At 62.8% G+C, this 19,857-nt stretch carries 26 protein-coding genes; 6 read left to right on the top strand and 20 right to left on the bottom strand.

Annotated features, from left to right (window positions below; translation table 11 throughout):
* The first annotated feature begins 243 nt into the window (after positions 1-243).
* Entirely contained in the window at positions 244-537 is a 294-nt protein-coding gene (locus NFV80_RS09735) for an acylphosphatase (RefSeq protein WP_295329897.1), read from the top strand.
* Between the two features lie 75 nt (positions 538-612).
* The gene (locus tag NFV80_RS09730; protein WP_295329895.1) at positions 613-1,494 is read left to right on the top strand and encodes a Dyp-type peroxidase; all 882 of its coding nucleotides are present in this window, start codon (positions 613-615) and stop codon (positions 1,492-1,494) included.
* A 147-nt stretch (positions 1,495-1,641) separates the two neighbouring features.
* Here NFV80_RS09730 and NFV80_RS09725 read toward each other — a convergent pair whose 3' ends face one another.
* The 4 genes from NFV80_RS09725 to NFV80_RS09710 form a co-directional block, all read right to left on the bottom strand.
* A complete protein-coding gene (locus tag NFV80_RS09725) occupies positions 1,642-2,460 on the bottom strand; it encodes a symmetrical bis(5'-nucleosyl)-tetraphosphatase (protein WP_295329892.1) in 819 nt (272 codons plus the stop codon).
* 6 nt (positions 2,461-2,466) lie between these two features.
* Positions 2,467-3,468, bottom strand: coding sequence for a UDP-glucose 4-epimerase GalE (gene galE, locus NFV80_RS09720; RefSeq protein WP_295329890.1), 1,002 nt, complete (start codon positions 3,466-3,468; stop codon positions 2,467-2,469).
* 167 nt (positions 3,469-3,635) lie between these two features.
* Positions 3,636-3,953: an H-NS histone family protein gene (locus tag NFV80_RS09715; protein ID WP_295329954.1), complete on the bottom strand. Its 318-nt coding sequence runs from the start codon at positions 3,951-3,953 to the stop codon at positions 3,636-3,638.
* Positions 3,954-4,237: 284 nt separating this feature from the next.
* Positions 4,238-4,720, bottom strand: a complete 483-nt coding sequence (locus NFV80_RS09710; protein WP_296758518.1) for a flavin reductase family protein — start codon at positions 4,718-4,720, stop codon at positions 4,238-4,240.
* 549 nt (positions 4,721-5,269) lie between these two features.
* Here NFV80_RS09710 and mutY point away from each other — a divergent pair.
* Positions 5,270-6,331 (top strand): A/G-specific adenine glycosylase, encoded by a 1,062-nt coding sequence (mutY, locus tag NFV80_RS09705; RefSeq protein ID WP_295329885.1) that lies wholly within the window; start codon positions 5,270-5,272, stop codon positions 6,329-6,331.
* A gap of 13 nt (positions 6,332-6,344) precedes the next feature.
* Here the strand turns inward: mutY and NFV80_RS09700 are convergent, their stop codons facing one another.
* The 6 genes from NFV80_RS09700 to NFV80_RS09675 all read right to left on the bottom strand — a co-directional run bounded on the left by NFV80_RS09700 (position 6,345) and on the right by NFV80_RS09675 (position 10,845).
* Complete coding sequence (locus NFV80_RS09700) at positions 6,345-7,556, bottom strand: MFS transporter (protein ID WP_295329884.1); 1,212 nt, start codon at positions 7,554-7,556, stop codon at positions 6,345-6,347.
* Between the two features lie 31 nt (positions 7,557-7,587).
* On the bottom strand, positions 7,588-8,202 hold the full coding sequence (locus tag NFV80_RS09695; RefSeq protein ID WP_295329883.1) for a flavin prenyltransferase UbiX: 615 nt from the start codon (positions 8,200-8,202) through the stop codon (positions 7,588-7,590).
* A complete protein-coding gene (locus tag NFV80_RS09690; protein WP_295329882.1) occupies positions 8,195-8,743 on the bottom strand; it encodes a Gx transporter family protein in 549 nt (182 codons plus the stop codon). Before NFV80_RS09690 ends, NFV80_RS09695 begins: the two co-directional genes overlap by 8 nt.
* 34 nt (positions 8,744-8,777) lie before the next feature.
* On the bottom strand, positions 8,778-9,296 hold the full coding sequence (locus NFV80_RS09685; RefSeq protein ID WP_295329881.1) for a DUF3124 domain-containing protein: 519 nt from the start codon (positions 9,294-9,296) through the stop codon (positions 8,778-8,780).
* Between the two features lie 101 nt (positions 9,297-9,397).
* The gene (locus NFV80_RS09680) at positions 9,398-10,081 is read right to left on the bottom strand and encodes a fumarylacetoacetate hydrolase family protein (RefSeq protein ID WP_295329880.1); all 684 of its coding nucleotides are present in this window, start codon (positions 10,079-10,081) and stop codon (positions 9,398-9,400) included.
* A gap of 17 nt (positions 10,082-10,098) precedes the next feature.
* On the bottom strand, positions 10,099-10,845 hold the full coding sequence (locus tag NFV80_RS09675) for a Nif3-like dinuclear metal center hexameric protein (protein ID WP_295329878.1): 747 nt from the start codon (positions 10,843-10,845) through the stop codon (positions 10,099-10,101).
* 15 nt (positions 10,846-10,860) lie between these two features.
* Between NFV80_RS09675 and NFV80_RS09670 the strand changes: the two genes are divergently transcribed.
* Positions 10,861-12,036: a Do family serine endopeptidase gene (locus tag NFV80_RS09670; protein ID WP_295329876.1), complete on the top strand. Its 1,176-nt coding sequence runs from the start codon at positions 10,861-10,863 to the stop codon at positions 12,034-12,036.
* Positions 12,037-12,043: 7 nt separating this feature from the next.
* Positions 12,044-12,850, top strand: coding sequence for a class II glutamine amidotransferase (locus NFV80_RS09665; protein ID WP_295329874.1), 807 nt, complete (start codon positions 12,044-12,046; stop codon positions 12,848-12,850).
* 66 nt (positions 12,851-12,916) lie between these two features.
* On the opposite strand, the gene tatC is transcribed toward NFV80_RS09665, so the two are convergent.
* The 10 genes from tatC to hisB form a co-directional block, all read right to left on the bottom strand.
* Positions 12,917-13,780: a twin-arginine translocase subunit TatC gene (tatC, locus tag NFV80_RS09660; protein WP_295329873.1), complete on the bottom strand. Its 864-nt coding sequence runs from the start codon at positions 13,778-13,780 to the stop codon at positions 12,917-12,919.
* A gap of 7 nt (positions 13,781-13,787) precedes the next feature.
* Positions 13,788-14,207 (bottom strand): Sec-independent protein translocase protein TatB, encoded by a 420-nt coding sequence (gene tatB, locus NFV80_RS09655; RefSeq protein WP_295329872.1) that lies wholly within the window; start codon positions 14,205-14,207, stop codon positions 13,788-13,790.
* A gap of 117 nt (positions 14,208-14,324) precedes the next feature.
* Complete coding sequence (gene tatA / locus NFV80_RS09650; protein WP_295329870.1) at positions 14,325-14,573, bottom strand: Sec-independent protein translocase subunit TatA; 249 nt, start codon at positions 14,571-14,573, stop codon at positions 14,325-14,327.
* Positions 14,574-14,635: 62 nt separating this feature from the next.
* Positions 14,636-14,986, bottom strand: coding sequence for a histidine triad nucleotide-binding protein (locus NFV80_RS09645; protein WP_295329868.1), 351 nt, complete (start codon positions 14,984-14,986; stop codon positions 14,636-14,638).
* Between the two features lie 3 nt (positions 14,987-14,989).
* The gene (locus NFV80_RS09640; protein ID WP_295329866.1) at positions 14,990-15,310 is read right to left on the bottom strand and encodes a phosphoribosyl-ATP diphosphatase; all 321 of its coding nucleotides are present in this window, start codon (positions 15,308-15,310) and stop codon (positions 14,990-14,992) included.
* Positions 15,307-15,711, bottom strand: coding sequence for a phosphoribosyl-AMP cyclohydrolase (gene hisI / locus NFV80_RS09635; protein WP_295329864.1), 405 nt, complete (start codon positions 15,709-15,711; stop codon positions 15,307-15,309). The genes NFV80_RS09640 and hisI overlap by 4 nt, the downstream gene beginning before the upstream one ends.
* Positions 15,708-16,469, bottom strand: a complete 762-nt coding sequence (gene hisF, locus NFV80_RS09630; protein WP_295329862.1) for an imidazole glycerol phosphate synthase subunit HisF — start codon at positions 16,467-16,469, stop codon at positions 15,708-15,710. The genes hisI and hisF overlap by 4 nt, the downstream gene beginning before the upstream one ends.
* 37 nt (positions 16,470-16,506) lie before the next feature.
* A complete protein-coding gene (gene hisA / locus NFV80_RS09625) occupies positions 16,507-17,250 on the bottom strand; it encodes a 1-(5-phosphoribosyl)-5-[(5-phosphoribosylamino)methylideneamino]imidazole-4-carboxamide isomerase (protein WP_295329861.1) in 744 nt (247 codons plus the stop codon).
* A gap of 65 nt (positions 17,251-17,315) precedes the next feature.
* Entirely contained in the window at positions 17,316-17,972 is a 657-nt protein-coding gene (gene hisH / locus NFV80_RS09620) for an imidazole glycerol phosphate synthase subunit HisH (RefSeq protein WP_295329859.1), read from the bottom strand.
* The gene (hisB, locus tag NFV80_RS09615; RefSeq protein ID WP_295329857.1) at positions 17,972-18,559 is read right to left on the bottom strand and encodes an imidazoleglycerol-phosphate dehydratase HisB; all 588 of its coding nucleotides are present in this window, start codon (positions 18,557-18,559) and stop codon (positions 17,972-17,974) included. The genes hisH and hisB overlap by 1 nt, the downstream gene beginning before the upstream one ends.
* Before the next feature lie 166 nt (positions 18,560-18,725).
* Here hisB and hisC point away from each other — a divergent pair, with 166 nt between their 5' ends.
* Entirely contained in the window at positions 18,726-19,802 is a 1,077-nt protein-coding gene (gene hisC / locus NFV80_RS09610) for a histidinol-phosphate transaminase (RefSeq protein ID WP_295329856.1), read from the top strand.
* The last annotated feature ends 55 nt before the right edge of the window (positions 19,803-19,857 follow it).

Here is a 19,857-nt window from a genome sequence, read left to right as displayed (position 1 = left end):
GCAAGCGCAGGCAGCGGAGGGGATCCTCTTGAAATTCTCTTGCTCATCGACGACGATTAACCTGGAAACCGTAACCGAACGCCAGCCGGCAGAGCCATCTTCTCGCGCACGGCAAAACCGCACGGCGCGACACGCGCGGTCTTGCCCGCGAAGGAGTGGCGGCCAGCTGCGGTTTCCGGGATTATGCCAGCATTGGTGGCGGGCGCAGCATCCCGTCCAGGATTCCCGACTCGGGAGACGAAAATGAAGCAAGCAGTATGCCGCACCCTGCGCATCCGGGGCCGCGTCCAGGGCGTCGGCTATCGCTGGTCGTTCTGCGCCGAAGCGCAGCGCCTCGCCCTGTCCGGCTGGGTGCGCAACCGCCACGACGGCAGCGTCGAAGCGCTGGTGTCGGGTCCGCCGGAGGCAGTTGAAGCGCTGCTCCTCTGGGCACGTCGCGGACCTTCGATGGCGCGGGTCGACAGCATCCTGTGCAGCGAGGGCAACGCCGCGGAAATCGGAAGCAGCGCCGGTTTCCGCCAAGTTGCCACTTGCTGAAAACCTGCGGTGTGGACAGCCGGCAGACAGGCCGGCATGACACCGCCCATTCTTGACCAAGGAATTGTCCCGAACATGAACACACCACAAGCCGGAATCCTTCTCCCGATACCGCCGGTCGCGCGTTATCTGACTTTCTCTCTCAAACCCGCCACGCACCCGAAGGACTGCCTGCGCGCGCTTGCCGAGCTCGCCGACGGCGAACGAACGGTGGTCGGCTTCGGGCGCGTTCTGGTTTCGGCGCTGGGCGCCGATATCCCGGGGCTGCGCGGTTTTCCAACGTTCGCCGGAGCCGGACTGGAACTGCCGGCGACACCGGCAGCGGTGTGGGTCTGGCTGCGCGGCAACGAGCGTGGGGAAATCATGCATCGTGCTAGGCGGATCGAAGGCGCGCTGTTGCCTGCGTTTCGTTTGGACGACAGGCGTGACGCCTTCCTGCACGATGGCGGCCGCGATCTCACCGGTTACGAGGACGGAACCGAGAATCCGACTGACGACGATGCAGTGCGCACCGCGCTGGTCGGCAACGATTCGCGCGTTCTCGCCGGCTCCAGCTTCGTCGCCGTGCAACGCTGGCAGCATGATTTCGATCGTTTCGATAGCATGCCCGCCGCGGAACAAGATCTCAGCATCGGACGCCGCCGCGTCGATAACGTCGAGATCGACGATGCCCCGGCTTCGGCGCACGTCAAACGCACGGCGCAGGAGAGCTTCACGCCGGCGGCCTTCCTCCTGCGCCGCTCCATGCCGTGGACCGAAGGCGGGCGCGGCGGTCTGATGTTCGTCGCCTTCGCCGCCTCGCTCGATCCATTCGAAGCGCAGTTGCGGCGAATGCTCGGAATCGACGACAGTATCGTCGATGGCCTGTTCCGGTTCACCCGCCCCGAGTCGGGTGCGTATTTCTGGTGCCCGGCAATGCGCCACCGGCAACTCGACCTTGGCCCGCTGGGGATTTGATCTTCTGCGCCAGCGGCCATCGGACTGCCTCAACAAAGCGCCGGCGCAACAAAAACGTCGATGTCGATCGTCGACGCGGGAGCCGGGACGCGCGCGTTGACGACGAGCGACGGGAACGCGGCAGCGTGGCGCGATGCCAGGGAAATCTCAGGCGCGTGCGTAGCCCGTCGCGCAGTCGATCTGAAACACGGCGCGGTCCTCCAGGCGAACTGCCGTGAGATGACGCCCCCAATAGCAGCCCGAATCGAGCGCCAGCAGTCCGGCTTCGATCCTCAGGCCGAGTGCCGACCAGTGACCGATGACCAGCACGTGATCGGCGCTCAAGCGGCCCGGGACTTCGAACCACGGCAAGTGACCGGGCGGAGCTGCGGAGGCTTCGCCCTTGGTCCGGAACTCCATGACACCGGTGGGCGAGCAGAAGCGCATCCGGGTCATCGCGTTGACGATTACCCGCAAACGAGGCCAACCCTCGAGATCGTCACTCCACGCTGCCGGCTCGCTGCCCCACATGTTGGCGAGAAAGTCGCCGTACGCGTGGCCGGCGAGCACGCTTTCCACTTCCGCAGCCAGTGCGCGCGCCTTCGGAACCGTCCACTGCGGCAGCAATCCCGCGTGCACCAGGCAGAATTCGCCTTCGCTGTAGCACAGCGGCTGCCGGCGAAGCCAGTCGAGGAGTATGTCGCAGTCCGGCGCGGTGAAGATCTGGTCGAGCGTGTCGCCCTTGCTCCGCCGGCCAAATCCGGCAGCAGCCATCAGCAGATAGAGCTCGTGGTTGCCGAGAACGATGACCGCAGCCGGGCCCAGTTCGCGCACGAAACGCAGGGTATCGAGCGAACGCGGCCCACGGTTGACCAGGTCGCCGACCAGCCACAGCCGATCGTATGCCGGGTCGAAGCGGCATTTTTCGAGAAGTCGCCGAAACGAATCGAAGCAGCCCTGAATGTCGCCGATCGCGTAGGTGGCCATCGTCGACTACGAGGCCGATCCCTGCTGCCAGCGCCAGGCATCGCGACACATCTGCTCGATTCCGCGCTGGGCCCTCCAGCCGAGAAGATCGGCGGCCAGCTGCGGATCGGCGTAGCATTCGGCGACATCACCCGGTCGGCGTGGCACCACTGCGTAGGGGATCTGCCGTCCACTGGCGGCGGAAAAGGCTCGCACCATGTCCAGCACTGAATACCCGCAACCAGTACCAAGGTTGACGGTCAACGACCCACCCTTGTCCAGCAGATAATGCAAGGCCGCAAGGTGACCTTCGACCAGATCCATTACGTGAATGTAATCACGAACGCCGGTGCCGTCGGGCGTCGGATAATCGTTGCCAAAAACACTCAGCCGTGGGCGCAGACCGGCGGCGACCTGCGCCACGTAGGGCAGCAGATTATTGGGAACCCCATTCGGCGCCTCACCGATCAGGCCACTTTCGTGGGCGCCAACGGGATTGAAATAGCGCAGACAGGCAATCCGCCAACCGGAATCGGCACGCGCGAGATCGGCCAGAATATCTTCGATGATCAGTTTGCTGGCGCCATAGGGATTGGTCGCCGAGCGTGGAAAATCCTCCCGGATCGGCACCGCCGCCGGATCCCCATAAACAGTCGCCGAGGAACTGAAAATCAGCGTCCTTACTGCCGCCGCGTCCATCTCCTGGCACAGGGCAATCGCACCACCGACATTGCAGTCGTAGTAGCGCAGCGGCTGGGCAACCGACTCTCCCACCGCTTTCAAGCCGGCAAAATGGATTACCGCACCGATCGGCGTCGCCGCGAAGATACTCCGGAGCAGATCACGATCACGGACGTCGCCTTTGAAAAAGACTGGTCGTCGCCCAGCAATCCGCGCCACACGATCGAGTACTTCCACCTGGCTGTTCGAGAGGTCGTCAATTACGGTGACGTCGTGGCCGGCCGCGAGCAGGGCTACGCAAGCGTGAGAACCAATATAGCCGGTACCTCCGGTGACCAGGATCTGCATTCTGTGGTTTCCAGGATGAAGCGAATGATTTCGGTTGCCTGCCGGCAGCCAGCAGGCATCGCCGCGCTGGGAACGTTACGCGGCAGCCGGAAGCAGGCTCGCGACCCGTCTCGGAGCTGCCCGCGGAATATCACAAACGGCGCAGCGCCGCGACCTATCGCTGTCGGTCAGGAAACGAGGAAATCGACGCGTTGCCGTCCCTGTGCTTCCAGGCTGGTGAGCCAGTTGGGCGCTTTGCCGCGACCCGACCAGGTTTCACCGTGCGGACCACGGTATTTCACGGCAACCGGTGTCCGGATTTTTGCGGAAGTTGCTCCAGTTAATCCGCCGGTCAGCTTGAATCCGAGGTCCGCCGCGGTCAGACCGTGTTCGGCAATCAGTTGCTTCGCCTGCCGGATCGCATCCGCCAGTTCTGCCTGCCGAGCTTCTTCTATCTCTTTTTCCAGCACCGCCCGCTGCGCGAGCAGCTCTTTATAACTTGCCATAGAATCCTCCTTGGAGAAAATTGCTTCCCATACGGACAATTATTGATTCCAACAGGCTCCCGGCCATTTGTCAAGTCGATTGACCGGATATTCCCGCTTCTCGCGCAGAGCCGTAGCCGGCAGGAGGCAAATACTCCATCGGATATCTACGACAATGCGATTTCGGGAATGTCTCGGGCATTGACCAGGACTGATCGACGCATTCAGCAGGTCCCGCTCGAATCGCCTGCAGAAAACGCCAATGCGCCGACCGGCGCGCTGACGGTCACGAAAACCGCTCGATCCTAGCCGTCGGCATCAGCACGCAATTGCCGATAACGGCCGGCATGGAAAATCAGCGGATCTCCTGTTGCGCCGCATTGGAAGCGCTCGACGCGACCAATGAATATCAGATGGTCACCGCCCGGGTATTGCGTCTCGTTGGCGCATTCAAACCAGGCCGCACAGCCTTCGATCAGTGGTATATCGGCCAGTCCACGGCGAACGCGCACATTGCCAAAACGATCCTCGTCACGACTGGCGAAAGCGTCGGATATGACCTGCTGGTCGGCCGCAAGCACGTTGACCGCGTAGTGGCTGGCACCACGGAACGCTTTCAACCGTGGTGAATCGCGGGAAAGACTCCAGAGTATCAGCGGGGGATTCAGTGAAACCGAGTTGAACGAACTGATGGTCAAGCCAATCAGTTCGCCGTCTGGAGCTAGCGCAGTAAGTACGGTGACACCGGTAGCAAAACTTCCCAGCGCGTCGCGAAAGTCGCGACTCACCAGATCGCTCGCGGGCAGTGTGCTTTCGTCAAGGCCGGGAGCATGCGCGGTGGCGACGGCCGTCTCCACACAACAGGAAGGTGGGAGAGGTAGTTGCATCAACGTGAGGGCCGCGAAAGCGACGCGCGATACAAGCCTCCTGCGCAAGCGTGAGATCGGCCGATAGTAAGAGAAACGGGCATGACTGTCTTCCTTGCAGGTGTCTGGGAACCGTCATACCCGTCAGACGGCCGAAGGTCGCCGGGCAAGCGTGCTACACTCCAAATTCGGTGAAATAATCTTGGAAAGAGCTTTCTCATTTCGCGATGCCAGCGGAACCCTCGGCGCCGGCAAGAAACCCTTCGCGAGGTCTCGCGCGCCGTCCGGCCGCGTTGCCGTTCGACGCCATGAATCAGGCGTCGGCACGCGAAGCCGGGACGCCATTATCACCGCGTCGCTGTCGCCTGTCGAGACGATTCTGCCCGCTCGCCGCACTCCCGCAAATCCGCGCCGCGCCCACCGACGAGAATCGGCAGCATCCGCCGATCGTCGGCACTGATCGGCTGGCGTATGACAGAGATCGAGCAAACCGCCGCCAGCAACTTTGCGCAGAGAGTGATTGCCTGGCAACAGGCCCACGGCCGCCACACTCTCCCATGGCAGCAAACACGTGACGCCTACCGCATCTGGTTATCCGAGATCATGCTGCAGCAAACTCGGGTAGCGACCGTGATTCCCTACTATCATCGCTTCCTCGATCGCTTTCCGACAATCGAGGCGCTCGCTGCGGCAAGTCTAGACAGCGTCCTCGAGTCGTGGTCGGGCCTCGGTTACTACGCTCGGGCGCGCAATCTTCATCGTTGCGCGCAGGTCGTCGTCGCCGAGCATGCCGGGAAGTTTCCGATCGATGCCGATGATCACGTGCGCCTCCCAGGAATCGGACGCTCCACCGCTGCAGCGATCAAGGTATTCGCTTTCGGGCGGCGTGCGACGATTCTCGATGGCAACGTAAAGCGCGTGCTGGCGCGCTGCTTCGGGGTCGACGGCGGCATTTCGCCAGCGCAGGACGAACGTTTGCTGTGGACAATCGCCACGGCATTGCTCCCGGAGAGCCACCTCGAAGCCTACACGCAGGGTTTGATGGACCTCGGTGCGACGGTCTGCCATCGCCATCAGCCGGCCTGTGCTCTCTGTCCGCTGAATGTAGTTTGCGTCGCCCGGCGCGAGGGCCGGCAAACGGAACTGCCTCGCGGCGCGGCAAGAAAGCCTCTGCCGGAACGTTCGAGCAACGTGTTGCTGCTCGACGACGGTCGGCGCGTGCTGCTCGAACGCCGTCCGCCGAGCGGCCTCTGGGGTGGCTTGCTGACTTTGCCCGAGGCGATCGGCGAATCACCCGAACGCTTTGCTCAGCGCCACGGCTGTCGCGTGTTCGGCACACAGGCCCTGCCGCCGGTCCGCCATGCATTCACCCATTTCCGTCTGACCATCCACGCGCTGCGTTGCGACGTCGCCGGCAGCAGTGGTCAACTCGGCGAGAGCGGCTGCGAATGGTTGCCTCGGGAACGCATCGCCAGCGCCGCCTTGCCGACGCCAATCCGCAGGTTGCTGCTCTCGGCTCAGCGCTTGCGCTGAGTTGCCTTTTTCCTCACGACGCCGTCGTGGACACGCTGCCCGTCCAGCCAATCGCCCAACGCCCAATGCCGACACCGCAAGCCAGCGCCACAAAGCCGGCCGACCAGCCCGAAGGATTGTTGCGACCAAGAGCGTCGAGCGCCACGCCAAACGCCACCGGCCCGATGAATCCCCCGGCGAAGCCGATCGAAGAATAGAGAGCCAGCGCCGTACCGCGCATCTCGCTCACCGTTTCGGTGAGCAGACCGGCAGTCAGGGCGGCCGAATCGAGATTCATGCTCGCCGCGTACACCAGCAGAAGGGGGACCAGCAGGCGACTCGACACGCCGCCGGCAAGACCGACGACAAGCGCCAGGACACACGACAAGGGCATCACGCCTCGCAGCCAGCGCTGGCGGCCCCAGCGATGGGCGCCCTCGTTGCCGAGGATGCTGGCAGGCACTGCGAGAAAGGTCGCCAGCGCGGCAATCAGCCCCGGCATCGCGGTCCACGCGTCGGGCGACCGCGCGTGCGTCCAGCTCAGGTAGGCAACCAGCCAGGCGCGGAAACCGAACAGCTCCCAGTTGTGACCGAAGTAGCCGCCACAGAAGGCAAGAATGCGACGGTCGCGCAGCACGCTGCGCCAATGGCCACGGCTGCCCTTGCGCTGCCGCAAGGGTCCTCCCGCGGGAACCACGCGCCAGACGAGCAGCACCGAGAGTAGGGCACACAGGGCGGCGACGGCGAACTGCAGACGCCATGACAGCAGTCCCTGCGAAAGTTCGATCCAGAGATACGACAAGCCGGCGCCAACTCCAAAGGTCGCCGTGTAGAAGGCTGTGCCGCGCGATTGTGTGGCAACCGGCAAGCGGTCGGTCATCGCTTTCAGACCCGGCATGTAGGTGCCAGCCAGACCGAGTCCTGCCAGCCACCACCAGACTAGGCCCGCGGCCAGACCATCGGCACAGCCGGCAAAGCCGGCCAGCGCCAGTCCGCTCAGGCTGGCGCCGGCCAGATAGATCCGCCGCGCGTCGATGCGATCGGTCAGGCTGACCAGTACCGGCACCGCCAGAATGTAGCCGAGAAAAAAGATGCCGCCGAGCCAGCCACCTGCGGTCGCGGACAGCGACCAGAGTCGCGTGAAGTGCGGCAGCAGCGACGCCACCAGTGCGAAGCCGGCCATCGACAAGATCTCGGCGAGACAGAAGGTGAGCACCATGGTCACCGACGAGCGAGTGCCGGCCATCAGCCGCTCGCTTCGCCAAAGGCGGAGGCGCTCATCTGCCGGTCACTTCTCCCCAGCGCCCGATCAGTTCGTGTGGCACGCGCAGTTGGTCGAGAATGCGCGCGACGACAAAATCGACCAGTTGTTCGACTCGCGGCGGACGATGATAGAAACCCGGGTTGGCGGGCAGGATCACGGCCCCCGCCTGTGCCAGGCGCAGCATGTTTTCCAGGTGGATGACCGAAAGCGGTGTCTCCCGAGGCACCAGAATCAGCTTGCGACCTTCCTTGAGCACCACGTCGGCCGCCCGTTCGATCAGTTTGCTTGCCAAACCCTGTGCAATCGCCGCCAAGGTCCCCATCGAGCACGGACAGACGACCATCGCATCCGGCGGGTTCGAACCGCTGGCGACGGGCGCAAACCACTCTTCGCGCCCGTACACTTCGAGTCGCCCGGGCAGACCGCTGTGACGCTGACGAAGACTGGCGAGCGCGTCGCCGGCGCGCGCCGGCAATTCGAGGTCCATTTCCTGCTTGGCGACGATCTGGGCCACCTGCGAATACAGGAGCTGAACCCGGCAGCCGGCAACCAACAGGCATTCGAGCAGGCGTACGCCGTACACGATGCCGGAAGCACCGGTGAAAGCCAGACAGATCGTTTCAGGCATCTTCCACCTCGGAATCACGCGTCGACAAGTCGACCAGCAGGCGCGCGGCAATCAGGCCGTTGATGATGCCGAAGGTCAGCGCGGCGACGGCAAAGAAAGGGACGAGCAGAAACAGGCCATTGTGCGGTATGAGCCAGAGCCGGGCAAGCAGCAGCTGACCGACAATATGTGCAAAGGCCGCCAGGATGCTCCAGCTCACCGGTCCGAAGAAGCGCCGCGGCAGGCGCACCGCACCGGCCAGTGTCAGCAGACTGAATAGCGCGCCGCTCAGGCTCATGAAGAAGCCCGGTGAGAGAAAGTAACCGAGCAGCAGGCTACCGGCAACAACTCTCAGTCCGCTGACCCAGGCCGCAGCAGCCCAGCCATGGCGCGCCAGGACGATCAGGGTGACGATGTTGGCCAGGCCCGGCTTGATGCCCGGCAGCGGCAGCGGAATCGCGGCGTCGATCAGCGACAGGCCGATCGCCGCTGCCGCGAGTTGCGCGATTCGGTGGTCCTCGGGCGTCGTCGCCAGCCGGATCAGCCGCGGTGAATCGGGCATTTCCTGCTCGGGCAAGGGCGGCCGTCGGGCTATCTCAAGGCTCGGAAATCGCTCTGCCGCGCGAAATGAATGCGACCGAATACCCGGCCTGGAACTTGCTGTGCAGTGCCTCGATGATCGGCGGCGAAACCGGGGCAGCCGCTTCCCATCTGATTGCATAGTTGGCCCCGGATCCGCCGGTGTTCTCTCGATGTTCGACGAACAGTTCGAGGGTGCCGAACGGTGGGACGACCTTCGGCGTCGGTACCGAGTTGCGAATCAGCACGCCGTCGCCGTTGTAGTAGGGCGCAGCGACGACGCGGATCGGCGTGCTGGGATCGGTATTGCGAACGCTCACCAGGACCGACAGCAAAGTATTGTCGGTCCGGCCCGATGAACCGACATTGCCGTGGCGAACCTCGGAGTAGATTGGGACGTAAACAGTCTGTCCCCTCGACGCTGGCTGATTTCCCTCGGCGATCGCGGTCGCCGGTACAGCAGTCGCCAGCATGACGGCCAGCAGGCGAGCGGCAGCCGTCAGCGGAAAGCTTGAATCGATGCGAATGGCGCTCATGGCAATCTCCGTTGCGGTAAGGGTCCGTTCTACTGAATGGCCAGTCCTCGCCGTCGTCCGGCGTACAGCCGGGAAGTAGCTGACGGCAAGCTTCGCCATGTTCACACGATCCGAACCTTCAGCTCGCCGACACCGGCGATGCCGGCTTCGAGCAGGTCACCACGACGCACCGTAGACACTCCCGCGGGCGTGCCGGTAAAGACCAGATCGCCGGGTGCGAGGGCGACATACGCGGACAGTTTGGCAATGATTTCGGCGACTTTCCACGACATCTGCTCGAGATCGCCGTTCTGCCGCAATTGGCCGTTGACTTTCAGCCAGATCGAGCCATGCGCCGGATGACCGACGGCAGCCAGCGGCTGAATGTCGGCGATCGGCGCACTCTGGTCGAAACCCTTGCCCATGTCCCAGGGATGCCCTTTCTCCTTGGCCCGCTGCTGCAGATCGCGCCGGGTCAGATCGATGCCCACGGAGTAGCCATAGACGCAGTCGAGTGCCTGCTCGGGCTGAATGTCGGCACCGCCACTCGCCAATGCAACGACCATTTCGACCTCGTGCTGAAGATTGTCGGTGGCGGCAGGATAGGCCACATCACCGCCGCCAGGCACCAGCGCGTCGGCTGGCTTGCTGAAGAAGAAAGGCGGCTCGCGGGTATCCGCCCCCATTTCCGCGGCGTGATCGGCGTAATTGCGGCCAACACAATAGACGCGGCGAACGGGGAAAAGCCTTTGGCTACCAGCGATGGGAATGGCGACCTGCACCGGCGGTGGAAATACATAGTTCATGCTCGCTCCCAGGTATTTCAGACGGGGTTATCGATATCGACGAATTCACAACTCAGGCCGAAGCGCTCGGCGAGATGTGCAGCCAGCGCCTGCACGCCATAGCGCTCGCTGGCATGGTGCCCGGCGGCCAGGTAGGCAACGCCCGACTCGCGCGCCAGATGCACTGTCTGTTCGCAAATCTCGCCGCTCAGGTAAAGATCGACGCCGCGCGCTATGGCCTCCTCGAACAGGTCCTGCGCAGCGCCGGAACACCAGCCGACGCGTCGCACCAGGCGGTTGCCGTCGCCGATCAGCAGCGGCCTCCGCTGCAGTGCGTGGCCGACACGCTCGGCGATCGCCGCCACCGGGTCCGGCTGTTCGCAGCAGCCCAACCAGCCGACATCCTGCTCGCCGAAACGGTCTTCGGCAATCCAGCCGAAGCGCTTCGCCAACTGTGCGTTGTTGCCCAACTCGGCATGGCTGTCTAGCGGCAAATGGTAGGCGATCAGGTTAAGGTCGTTTGCCAGGAGCTTCTGCAGGCGTGCTTTTCGCAATCCGGTGACACGGCCATCTTCGCCGCGCCAGAACCAGCCGTGATGGACCAGGATGGCATCGGCACGGCGTGCCACGGCGGCATCGAGCAGCGCCTGCGTCGCCGTCACTCCGGCAACCACACGCTCCACTTCCGGGCGTCCTTCCACTTGCAGGCCGTTTGGGCAATAATCGCGAAAGCGCCCTGTTTCTAGCACCTTGTCCAGGTAGCGCGTCAATTCTTCGCGTTTCATTCACCGGCTCCTTTCATGCGCAGGCTCTGGCTGATTTTTGCACAAACGGTGACGCTTGGTGTCGCCGTTCTTTTCGTGGTCAGCACGCTCAAGCCGGAATGGCTGGGCAAACAGGGGGGCGCCAGCACCAGCGTCGTTTCGCTGCAGGAATCGCCCTTGGCCACAGCGCCGGCGATTCCCACCACTTCGTTTCGGGATGCGGCCAAGAAGGCACTGCCATCGGTCGTACATATCTTCACTTCCCAGAAGATCAAACAGCGCCGCAATCCCCTGTTCGACGATCCGGTTTTCCGCCACTTTTTCGGGGACAACCCCGAGGGTAACGCGCCGAAACCCTCGGGTCTCGGTTCCGGAGTGATTGTCAGCCCAAAGGGCTATGTTCTCACGAACTTTCACGTCGTCGAAGCGGCCGACCAGATCGAGATCGCGCTCAGTGACGGCCGTACTCTGGACGCCCGCATCGTCGGCAGTGACCCCGAGTCGGACCTCGCAGTGCTGCAGATCAGTCCAGCGAGCGGGAAGGAGCTGAATCTGCCGGCCATCACACTGGGCCAGATGGAGAACGTCATGATTGGCGACGTCGCACTGGCTATCGGCAACCCCTTTGGCGTCGGCCAGACGGTGACCATGGGGATCGTCTCTGCGCTGGGCCGCTCGCACCTGGGAATCAATACGTTCGAGAACTTCATCCAGACCGACGCGGCGATCAACCCGGGCAACTCGGGCGGGGCGTTGGTGGATAGCCAAGGCAACCTGATCGGCATCAACACGGCCATCTACTCGCGCTCTGGCGGTTCGCTGGGAATCGGTTTCGCCATCCCGATCTCGCTTGCCAGGAACGTCATGGAACAGATCATCCAGACCGGCAGCGTGACTCGTGGCTGGATTGGCGTCGAGGCGCAGGAAATCACTGTCGACCTGGCGGAATCCTTTGGTCTGCCCGATACCAACGGCGCCCTGATTGCCGGAGTCTTGCGCGGCAGCCCGGCGGATGCCGGAGGGATCAAACCTGGCGACATTCTGCTTGCCGTCGCCGGCCGGCCGGTCAAGGATCCGCAGGGCATGCTCGACCTGATCGCCAGTCAGAAGCCCGGCGAAAGCGTCGCGTTCAGGTTGCGCCGGCATGACGCCATGCTCGATACAACGATCCGGGTCGGCCGGCGGGCGCCGCAACGCCGCGAACGCGAGTAAGCGACCGATGTGTCAGTTGCTGGCGATGAACTGCAACGTGCCGACCGACATCTGCTTTTCCTTTGCCGGATTCCAGGCACGTGGCGGCGCCACCGACGTCCATACCGATGGCTGGGGAATCGCTTTTTTCGAGGGTCGCGGTACACGGATGTTTCTCGATCCGCAACCTTCGTGCGTTTCGCCGGTCGCCGAACTGGTGCGCAGCTATCCGATCCATTCGAAGAATGTGATCGCGCACATCCGCAAGGCGACCCAGGGAAGCGTCGCGCTCGAAAATACGCATCCTTTCCTGCGGGAACTGTGGGGACGTTACTGGATTTTTGCCCATAATGGCAATCTTCCGGATTTCTCGCCGGAACTCGACGGCAGCTTCACTCCCGTCGGAGATACCGACAGCGAACGCGCTTTCTGCTGGATATTGCAGAGTCTGCGCCAGCGCTTCGGCGATCGGCGGCCGGAGCGAGGCAGTCTGTTCGACGCGCTGCACCCATTGACCATTGATCTCGGGCGAAGTGGCGCATTCAACTACCTGCTGTCGAACGGCGACTGCCTGTTCGCCCACTGCTCGACCCAGCTCAGCTACATCATCCGGCAAGCGCCCTTTACCATTGCACACCTGCGCGATCAGGACCTGACCGTAGATTTCAGCGATGTCACAACGCCGAGCGATCGCGTCGCGGTGATCGCCACCGTGCCGTTGACCGACAACGAGCAATGGACCACCATGCCGAACGGCAGCCTCTGGCTGTTCGAGGACGGAGCACCAGTCGAGCATCGGCTCACCGTCGCCGGGCCGGAAAAGGTGCCTGCCTGAGGCTCGGCGCACGGAACAGCGTCGGATCACCGGTGATGCCACGGACGAAATGATCGTCGCCTGCAATCAGGCATCGGGTTTGCGATCGATCTCCGTGGGGTGGCCGAATTCCTTGACGGCTGTATCGATTTCCTCGGTGGACAACGGCGCCCACGTGGCTGCCGGAGGGCCCGGCGGTGGCGCCGCTGGCTCGCCAGCCGTCATTTGTGCCGCACGCCGGCGGCTGGCGAAGCGGGCGAGAAAGAGGCCCAGCTCAAAAAGCAGGCACAGCGGAATGGCCATCATCAATTGCGAAATCACGTCTGGCGGAGTGAACACGGCGCCCACGACGAAAGCGCCGACGATGACATACGGGCGCCATTCCCTCAGCTTGTCGACATCGACGAATCCAGCGTAAACCGTGACGACTACCAGCACTGGTACCTCGAAGGTGACGCCAAAGGCGATGAAGGTGGTCAGCACGAAGGAGAGGTATTTCTCGATGTCGGTCATCCAGGCGACTCCCTCCGGAGCCACCTTCGACATGAATCCAAAAACGGTGGGAAAAACCAGGAAATAGGCGAAGGCCATGCCGACGAAGAACAACAGCACGCTCGCCGCGACCAGGGGCAGTGCCAGGCGTTTTTCGTGCGCGTAAAGGCCAGGCGCGACGAAAGCCCAAATCTGATAGAGCACGTATGGCAGCGCGATCAGGAAAGCCACCATCAGCGCCACTTTCATCGGCACCAGGAAGACACCGATCACGTCGGTGGCGATCATCTGGCCACCTTGCGGCAGCGTTGCCAGCAAGGGCTGCGCCAGGAGCGCGTAGAGTTCCTTCGCCCACGGGAAAAGGCAGACGAAAACGATGCCGATGGCCACCAACGCACGAATCAGGCGATCGCGCAACTCGACCAAGTGCGAAAGAAAGGAGTCTTCGGGTGGATTCATCGCCCGCTCAAGTCGGCCGAGTTGGCTGGTCGACGACAGTCGCTTCATCTGCTGCAGCCGCCGCCGGAGCCGCGGCCGGAGTCACCGGCAGTTGCGGCGCGTTCGGCCATTCTTGCGCCAGGTCCGGCGGCAGCCCATCACCGACCGCCTGCGCGGTCTGCTGCACCGCCTGCCTCGCGGCCTCGATTTCCGTCGTCAGACTCTGCTCGACGCTGCGCGCGGATTCCTGGATCTCGCTTTGCAATTTCCGCAGTTCTTCCAACTGCATTTCGCGGTGGATGTCCGCCTTCACGTTGCTCACGTAACGTTGCAGACGACCCAGCAGGTGGCCGGCGGTGCGCGCGACCTTTGGCAGTCGCTCAGGACCGATGACGACCAGGGCGACGATGGCAATGACGATCATCTCGGAGAAGCCGACGTCAAACATGAGCGGTATTCCGTTCGCGGGAAACAGGCGATGAGCTCCGATCATGGCGACAAGGCACGCCAGCGCCCGGCGCCGGTTCCCGCTTGACCGCTTGCTGCCAGGCTACCATCACCTGGCTCAGCTCCTGGTCTTGTCGCGGATCTCGCCTTCGATCGTCTGGCCAGAAGTCACCTGCGGCGGTGCTGCTGCGGCGGGCGGTGGTGTTTCAGCGACTTTGTCGTCGGCGGTCGCATCCTTGATTCCGTCCTTGAAGCCCTTGACTGCGCCACCGAGATCGGCGCCAAGGTTGCGCAACTTCTTGGTCCCGAAAATCAACAGGACAATGATCAGCACGATCAACCAATGCCAGATGCTGAAAGAACCCATGTCAGACCTCCAATATTGCTGCACTTGCGCGTCGCACTGCGTCCGCTTCCGGCGAAGCGCGCTCAGACTCGCTTGAGCATCGGTCCGACCGGATCCGGCCCACCCACGATGTGCGCGTGCAGGTGCTGTACTTCCTGGTGACCGATACGTCCGGAATTGATGATCAGGCGAAAACCGTCCGGGCTGCCCTGTTCGCTTGCCAGACGGCCGGCGATCGCCAGCATTTTGCCGAGCACCGGTGCGTCAGCGTCGGTGACGGTCGCCAGCGAAGTGATGTGTCGTTTGGGAATGACCAGCAGATGTACGGGACGCGCCGGATTGATGTCGTGAAAAGCGAAAATCTCGTCGTCTTCGAAGACCTTCCGCGACGGAAGATGACCTCTCGCGATCTTGCAGAACAGGCAATTTTCCATTGTTCAGCTCTTCCGTGACTTCTTCTCGTCGATTCCCGAGATGCCTTCGCGCCGCCGCATTTCCTGCAACACGTCTTCGATCGTCAGACCGTAAAAAGCGAGCAGCACCATGGTGTGATACAGCACGTCGGCCGATTCCCAGACCACGTGCAGCCGGTTGCCCTCCTTGCCTGCCATGATCAGCTCGGCGGTTTCCTCGCCGATCTTCTTGAGAATCGCGTCCGGCCCCTTGGCCAGCAACTGCGCCGTGTAGGAAGTTTCGGGATCTGCCTTGCGGCGCGCGAGCAGCGTTTCCGAGATCCGGTGCAGCATGTCCATGTTCATTTGCCGTAGATTTTCCCGGGGTCCTTGAGCACGGGGTCGACCGCAACCCAGGAATCCCCCTGCAATTGAAAATAAAAGCAGCTTTCGCGGCCGGTATGGCACGCAATACCGCCCTCTTGGTCGATCGACAGCAGGAGCACATCACCGTCGCAGTCCGTGCGGATCGCCCGTACTCGCTGTGTATGGCCGGATTCCTCGCCCTTGCGCCACAGGCGCCGACGCGAACGCGACCAGTATACCGCGCTACCGGTGTCAACCGTCTCCTGCAGTGACTGCCGGTTCATGAAGGCGAACATCAGCACGCGACCGCTGTCCGCATCCTGTGCGATGGCCGGAATCATACCCTGCTCGTCCCACTGGAGGGCATCCAGCCATTGCCGGCCGGGATCGAGATCGCTCACAGGCGCACCTCGATCCCTCGCTCGCGCAGGTATTCCTTGGCCTGACGAACGGTGTATTCGCCAAAGTGAAAGATGCTCGCGGCTAGGACGGCATCGGCACGCCCTTCCGTAACGCCATCGGCAAGATGTTGCAGGTTTCCGACGCCGCCACTGGCAATCACCGGCACCTCGACTGCGTCGGAAACGGCACGGGTCAGCGCCAGGTCAAAGCCGTTGCGAGTGCCGTCTCGGTCCATGCTGGTGAGCAGGATTTCGCCCGCACCGAGTTCCTGAACGCGGCGCGCCCAGGCAAGCGCATCGATTCCGGTGTTCCTCCGGCCACCATGCGTGTATACCTGCCAGGCGCCAGGTGCCGACTGCTTCGCGTCGATGGCGACGACGATGCACTGATTCCCCACCTTGGCTGCCGCCTCGGCGACCAGTTCCGGGTTCTCGACGGCGGCGGTGTTGATGCTCACCTTGTCGGCGCCGGCATTAAGCAGGCGACGGACGTCGGATATCGAACGCACGCCACCGCCGACCGTCAATGGGATGAATACCTGCGCCGCACAGGATTCGACGACATGCAAAATGATTTCACGCTGATCCGAGGACGCAGTGATGTCCAGGAAAGCGACTTCGTCGGCACCCTGCTCGTCGTAACGGCGTGCAATCTCGACCGGATCGCCTGCATCGCGCAGGTCTACGAAGTTGGTTCCCTTCACCACGCGACCGGCAGTCACGTCGAGGCAGGGAATGATGCGCTTGGCCAGGCCCAAGGTCAGCTACCGCCCGCAGCTTGACGGCAGACGATGATCATTGCGTCCCAGCGCGGTCTGCCGCAGCCTGCGCCACGGCAAAGTCGAGCGAGCCATCGTAGATGGCGCGGCCGGCGATCGCCGCACTGATTCCTTCCTGTTCGACCGCACAAAGCTCATGGATGTCATCGATGCTGGAGAGGCCGCCGCTGGCGATCACCGGGATCAGCAGCGCCTGCGCGAGCTTCACCGTCGCCTCGATGTTGATGCCGGAGAGCATGCCGTCACGACCGATGTCGGTGTAGATGATCGCTTCGACGCCGTAATCCTCGTATTTCCTCGCCAGGTCGATGACATCGTGGCCAGTCATCTTCGACCAGCCATCGACGGCGACCTTGCCATCCCTCGCGTCCAGGCCAACGATGATGTGGCCGGGAAATGCGCCACAGGCGTCATGCAGGAAACCCGGATTCTTCACAGCCGCGGTACCGATGATCACGTAGCTGACGCCGTCGTCTAGGCAGCGCTCGATGGTGTCGAGGTCGCGGATGCCGCCACCCAGTTGTATCGGGATGTCGTCTCCTACCGCCTCGACGATTTCCTTAATCGCCTTCTCGTTCTTCGGCTTGCCGGCAAAAGCCCCGTCCAGGTCGACCACGTGCAGCCGTCTGGCCCCCTGCGCCAACCAGTGGCGAGCCTGCTCGCCGGGTGAGTTGGAGAATACGGTCACCTGGTCCATCAGGCCCTGCTTGAGGCGGACGCACTGTCCCTGTTTCAGGTCAATTGCAGGAATGATCAGCATATTGCAAACAGAAAAAGAAGTGTTATGACGAACGGCGGCAGGAGGATCGAATCTGCAGCCGTCGGTCAGGGCTTCCAGGCGACGAAATTGGCCAGCATGGCAAGCCCCGCCGTTGCGCTTTTCTCTGGATGGCACTGTATCGCGAAAATATTATCCTGTGCCACCGCGCTGGTAAAGAGGACACCGTAATCAGTGGTGCCGACGACACAGTCCGGGTCCGATGGGGCAACGAAGTAGCTATGGACGAAGTAGAAACGCGTGCCGTCGGCGATTCCCCTCCACAAGCCGTGCTCTCGTGCCTGCCGCACTTCGTTCCAGCCCATGTGCGGCACCTTCAGTCGGCTGCCGGTACCGTCCAGCATCCGCTCGGCCGGAAATCGGCGGACTCTGCCCGCGATGACGCCGAGTCCTGCAACATCCCCTTCCTCGCTGTGCTCGAAGAGCATCTGCTGACCGATGCAGATGCCGAGAAAGGGTTTGTTTCTGGCAGCATCGAGCACCGCGGCGCGCAGGCCGCGCGCGTCGATCTCGCGCATGCAGTCGGGCATCGCGCCCTGGCCCGGGAAGACCACCCGCTCGGCTGCGGCCACTACTGCCGGATCCGCCGAAACGACCACTTCACGACCTGGCGCAACGCGCACCAGGGCCTGCCACACTGACCGCAGATTGCCCATGCCGTAATCAACTACGACGATCGCTCCGCGCGGCGCCTTGTCCGCCATCACAGCGATCCTTTGGTCGAGGGGATGCTGCCGCCGGCACGCGGATCTTGTTCGACCGCCATACGCAGCGCGCGACCGAATGCCTTGAACACCGTTTCCGCCTGATGGTGGGCATTGTCACCGCGCAGGTTGTCGATATGCAGGGTCACGAGAGCATGATTGACCAGTCCCTGGAAGAACTCGTGGATCAGATCGACGTCGAAGGCACCGATCACTGCCCGCCGAAATTCGACGTGAAACTCGAGGCCGGGCCGTCCGGAAAGGTCGATCACCACCCGTGACAGCGCCTCGTCGAGCGGTACATACGCGTATCCATAGCGGCGCAGCCCTGTCTTGTCGCCAAGTGCCCGGGCCAGCGCCTGGCCGACCGTAATGCCAACGTCCTCGACCGTGTGATGCGCATCGATGTGCAGGTCGCCCGTGGCCTGCACTTCCAGATCGATCAGCCCGTGCCGCGCAATCTGTTCGAGCATGTGGTCGAGAAACGGCACGCCGCTGGCAATATTGCCCTGACCACTGCCGTCGAGGTTCAGGCGGACGGTAATCCGGGTTTCGAGCGTATTCCTGGAAACTTCGGTCTGGCGCATCGGGATACCATTGCCAAGCGGCATTTCGCGTCCGGAAAAGGTTCGAGAAAGGGTTCGACAAAGATTCGATCTGCTGCTGCCAGGCGCTGCCGGCCATCGCCGGCGTCGGGCAGCAGACGCGCATGATACCATTTCACGCTTGTCATGCATCCGAAAGCAGCCTTTCATGAGCCGCTACTGGAGTTCCCTCGTCCACCGCCTTACGCCCTACGTTCCGGGCGAACAGCCGCGGCTGGCGAACCTGGTCAAGCTGAACACCAACGAAAACCCCTATCCGCCATCGCCGCGCGTAGCCGCGGCAATCGCCGCAGAACTACGCGCGGGCGGCGAGTCCTTGCGCCTTTATCCGGACCCCAACGCAGATCGCGTCAAGGAGGCGGTTGCCCGCTTTCACGCCGTTCATCGCATCGAACCGCAACAGGTTTTCGTCGGCAACGGTTCCGACGAAGTGCTGGCGCACGTTTTCCTGGCACTCCTCAAGCATGATCTGCCGATCCTCTTCCCGGACATCACCTATAGCTTCTACCCCGTATATTGCGGTCTGTACGAAATTGACCACGTCACCGTGCCGCTCGATGCGAATTTTGCAATCCGCATCGAAGACTACGCAGCGGCCAATGGCGGCATCATCTTCCCCAACCCCAATGCGCCGACCGGCTGCCTGTTGTCGCTGGTCGCGATCGAGCGCCTGTTACAGCTCCATCGACAGTCGGTGCTGGTCGTCGACGAAGCCTACATCGACTTCGGCGGCGAATCGGCGATTGCCCTGGTCGGTCGTCATGCGAATCTGCTGGTAGTGCACACCCTGTCCAAGTCACGTTCGCTCGCTGGCTTGCGAGTTGGCTACGCGGTCGGCCAGAAACATTTGATCGAGGCGCTCGAAAGAGTCAAGAACAGCTTCAATTCCTACCCGCTCGACCGCCTGGCGATCGCTGGCGCGGTCGCCGCGATCGACGACCGGGAGCACTTCGAGCGTACGCGACAAGCGGTCATCCGCAGTCGAGACGAGCTGAGCGGCTCGCTGCAGACCTTGGGTTTTGCCGTACTGCCGTCGGCCGCCAATTTCCTCTTCGCCCGTCACCCGCAGCGCGATGCGGCAGAGCTTGCGGCGGCGCTGCGCCAGCGCGGCATCATTGTTCGCCATTTCAAATTGCCGAGAGTCGACCAGCACCTGCGCATCACGGTCGGCAACAGCGCACAATGCGAGGCGCTACTTGCCGCCCTCCGCGAGATTCTCGACTGATCGCCAGGCAAAGTTCCATTCGCGGGGGCCTGCGGGCTCGCCTCCCCCTGCATCG

The sequence above is a fragment of the Accumulibacter sp. genome (genome assembly GCF_023806565.1).
Taxonomy (GTDB): Bacteria; Pseudomonadota; Gammaproteobacteria; order Burkholderiales; family Rhodocyclaceae; genus Accumulibacter.
Note: the sequence above shows the minus strand (reverse complement) of the source record. Positions and strands in the feature narration are given on the sequence as shown.

Bases quoted from the DNA above. Each gene is read 5' to 3' on its own strand.
- NFV80_RS09695 (WP_295329883.1), bottom strand. From the start codon at position 8,202: ATGCCTGAAACGATCTGTCTGGCTTTCACCGGTGCTTCCGGCATCGTG.
- NFV80_RS09675 (WP_295329878.1), bottom strand. From the start codon at position 10,845: ATGAAACGCGAAGAATTGACGCGCTACCTGGACAAGGTGCTAGAAACA.
- galE (WP_295329890.1), bottom strand. From the start codon at position 3,468: ATGCAGATCCTGGTCACCGGAGGTACCGGCTATATTGGTTCTCACGCT.
- hisC (WP_295329856.1), top strand. From the start codon at position 18,726: ATGAGCCGCTACTGGAGTTCCCTCGTCCACCGCCTTACGCCCTACGTT.
- hisB (WP_295329857.1), bottom strand. From the start codon at position 18,559: ATGCGCCAGACCGAAGTTTCCAGGAATACGCTCGAAACCCGGATTACC.
- NFV80_RS09715 (WP_295329954.1), bottom strand. From the start codon at position 3,953: ATGGCAAGTTATAAAGAGCTGCTCGCGCAGCGGGCGGTGCTGGAAAAA.
- hisH (WP_295329859.1), bottom strand. From the start codon at position 17,972: ATGGCGGACAAGGCGCCGCGCGGAGCGATCGTCGTAGTTGATTACGGC.
- NFV80_RS09690 (WP_295329882.1), bottom strand. From the start codon at position 8,743: ATGCCCGATTCACCGCGGCTGATCCGGCTGGCGACGACGCCCGAGGAC.
- NFV80_RS09725 (WP_295329892.1), bottom strand. From the start codon at position 2,460: ATGGCCACCTACGCGATCGGCGACATTCAGGGCTGCTTCGATTCGTTT.
- NFV80_RS09685 (WP_295329881.1), bottom strand. From the start codon at position 9,296: ATGAGCGCCATTCGCATCGATTCAAGCTTTCCGCTGACGGCTGCCGCT.
- mutY (WP_295329885.1), top strand. From the start codon at position 5,270: ATGACAGAGATCGAGCAAACCGCCGCCAGCAACTTTGCGCAGAGAGTG.
- hisA (WP_295329861.1), bottom strand. From the start codon at position 17,250: ATGCTGATCATTCCTGCAATTGACCTGAAACAGGGACAGTGCGTCCGC.
- NFV80_RS09680 (WP_295329880.1), bottom strand. From the start codon at position 10,081: ATGAACTATGTATTTCCACCGCCGGTGCAGGTCGCCATTCCCATCGCT.
- tatC (WP_295329873.1), bottom strand. From the start codon at position 13,780: ATGAATCCACCCGAAGACTCCTTTCTTTCGCACTTGGTCGAGTTGCGC.
- NFV80_RS09735 (WP_295329897.1), top strand. From the start codon at position 244: ATGAAGCAAGCAGTATGCCGCACCCTGCGCATCCGGGGCCGCGTCCAG.
- NFV80_RS09700 (WP_295329884.1), bottom strand. From the start codon at position 7,556: ATGGCCGGCACTCGCTCGTCGGTGACCATGGTGCTCACCTTCTGTCTC.
- NFV80_RS09670 (WP_295329876.1), top strand. From the start codon at position 10,861: ATGCGCAGGCTCTGGCTGATTTTTGCACAAACGGTGACGCTTGGTGTC.
- NFV80_RS09665 (WP_295329874.1), top strand. From the start codon at position 12,044: ATGTGTCAGTTGCTGGCGATGAACTGCAACGTGCCGACCGACATCTGC.
- NFV80_RS09730 (WP_295329895.1), top strand. From the start codon at position 613: ATGAACACACCACAAGCCGGAATCCTTCTCCCGATACCGCCGGTCGCG.
- NFV80_RS09640 (WP_295329866.1), bottom strand. From the start codon at position 15,310: ATGAACATGGACATGCTGCACCGGATCTCGGAAACGCTGCTCGCGCGC.
- tatB (WP_295329872.1), bottom strand. From the start codon at position 14,207: ATGTTTGACGTCGGCTTCTCCGAGATGATCGTCATTGCCATCGTCGCC.
- NFV80_RS09645 (WP_295329868.1), bottom strand. From the start codon at position 14,986: ATGGAAAATTGCCTGTTCTGCAAGATCGCGAGAGGTCATCTTCCGTCG.
- tatA (WP_295329870.1), bottom strand. From the start codon at position 14,573: ATGGGTTCTTTCAGCATCTGGCATTGGTTGATCGTGCTGATCATTGTC.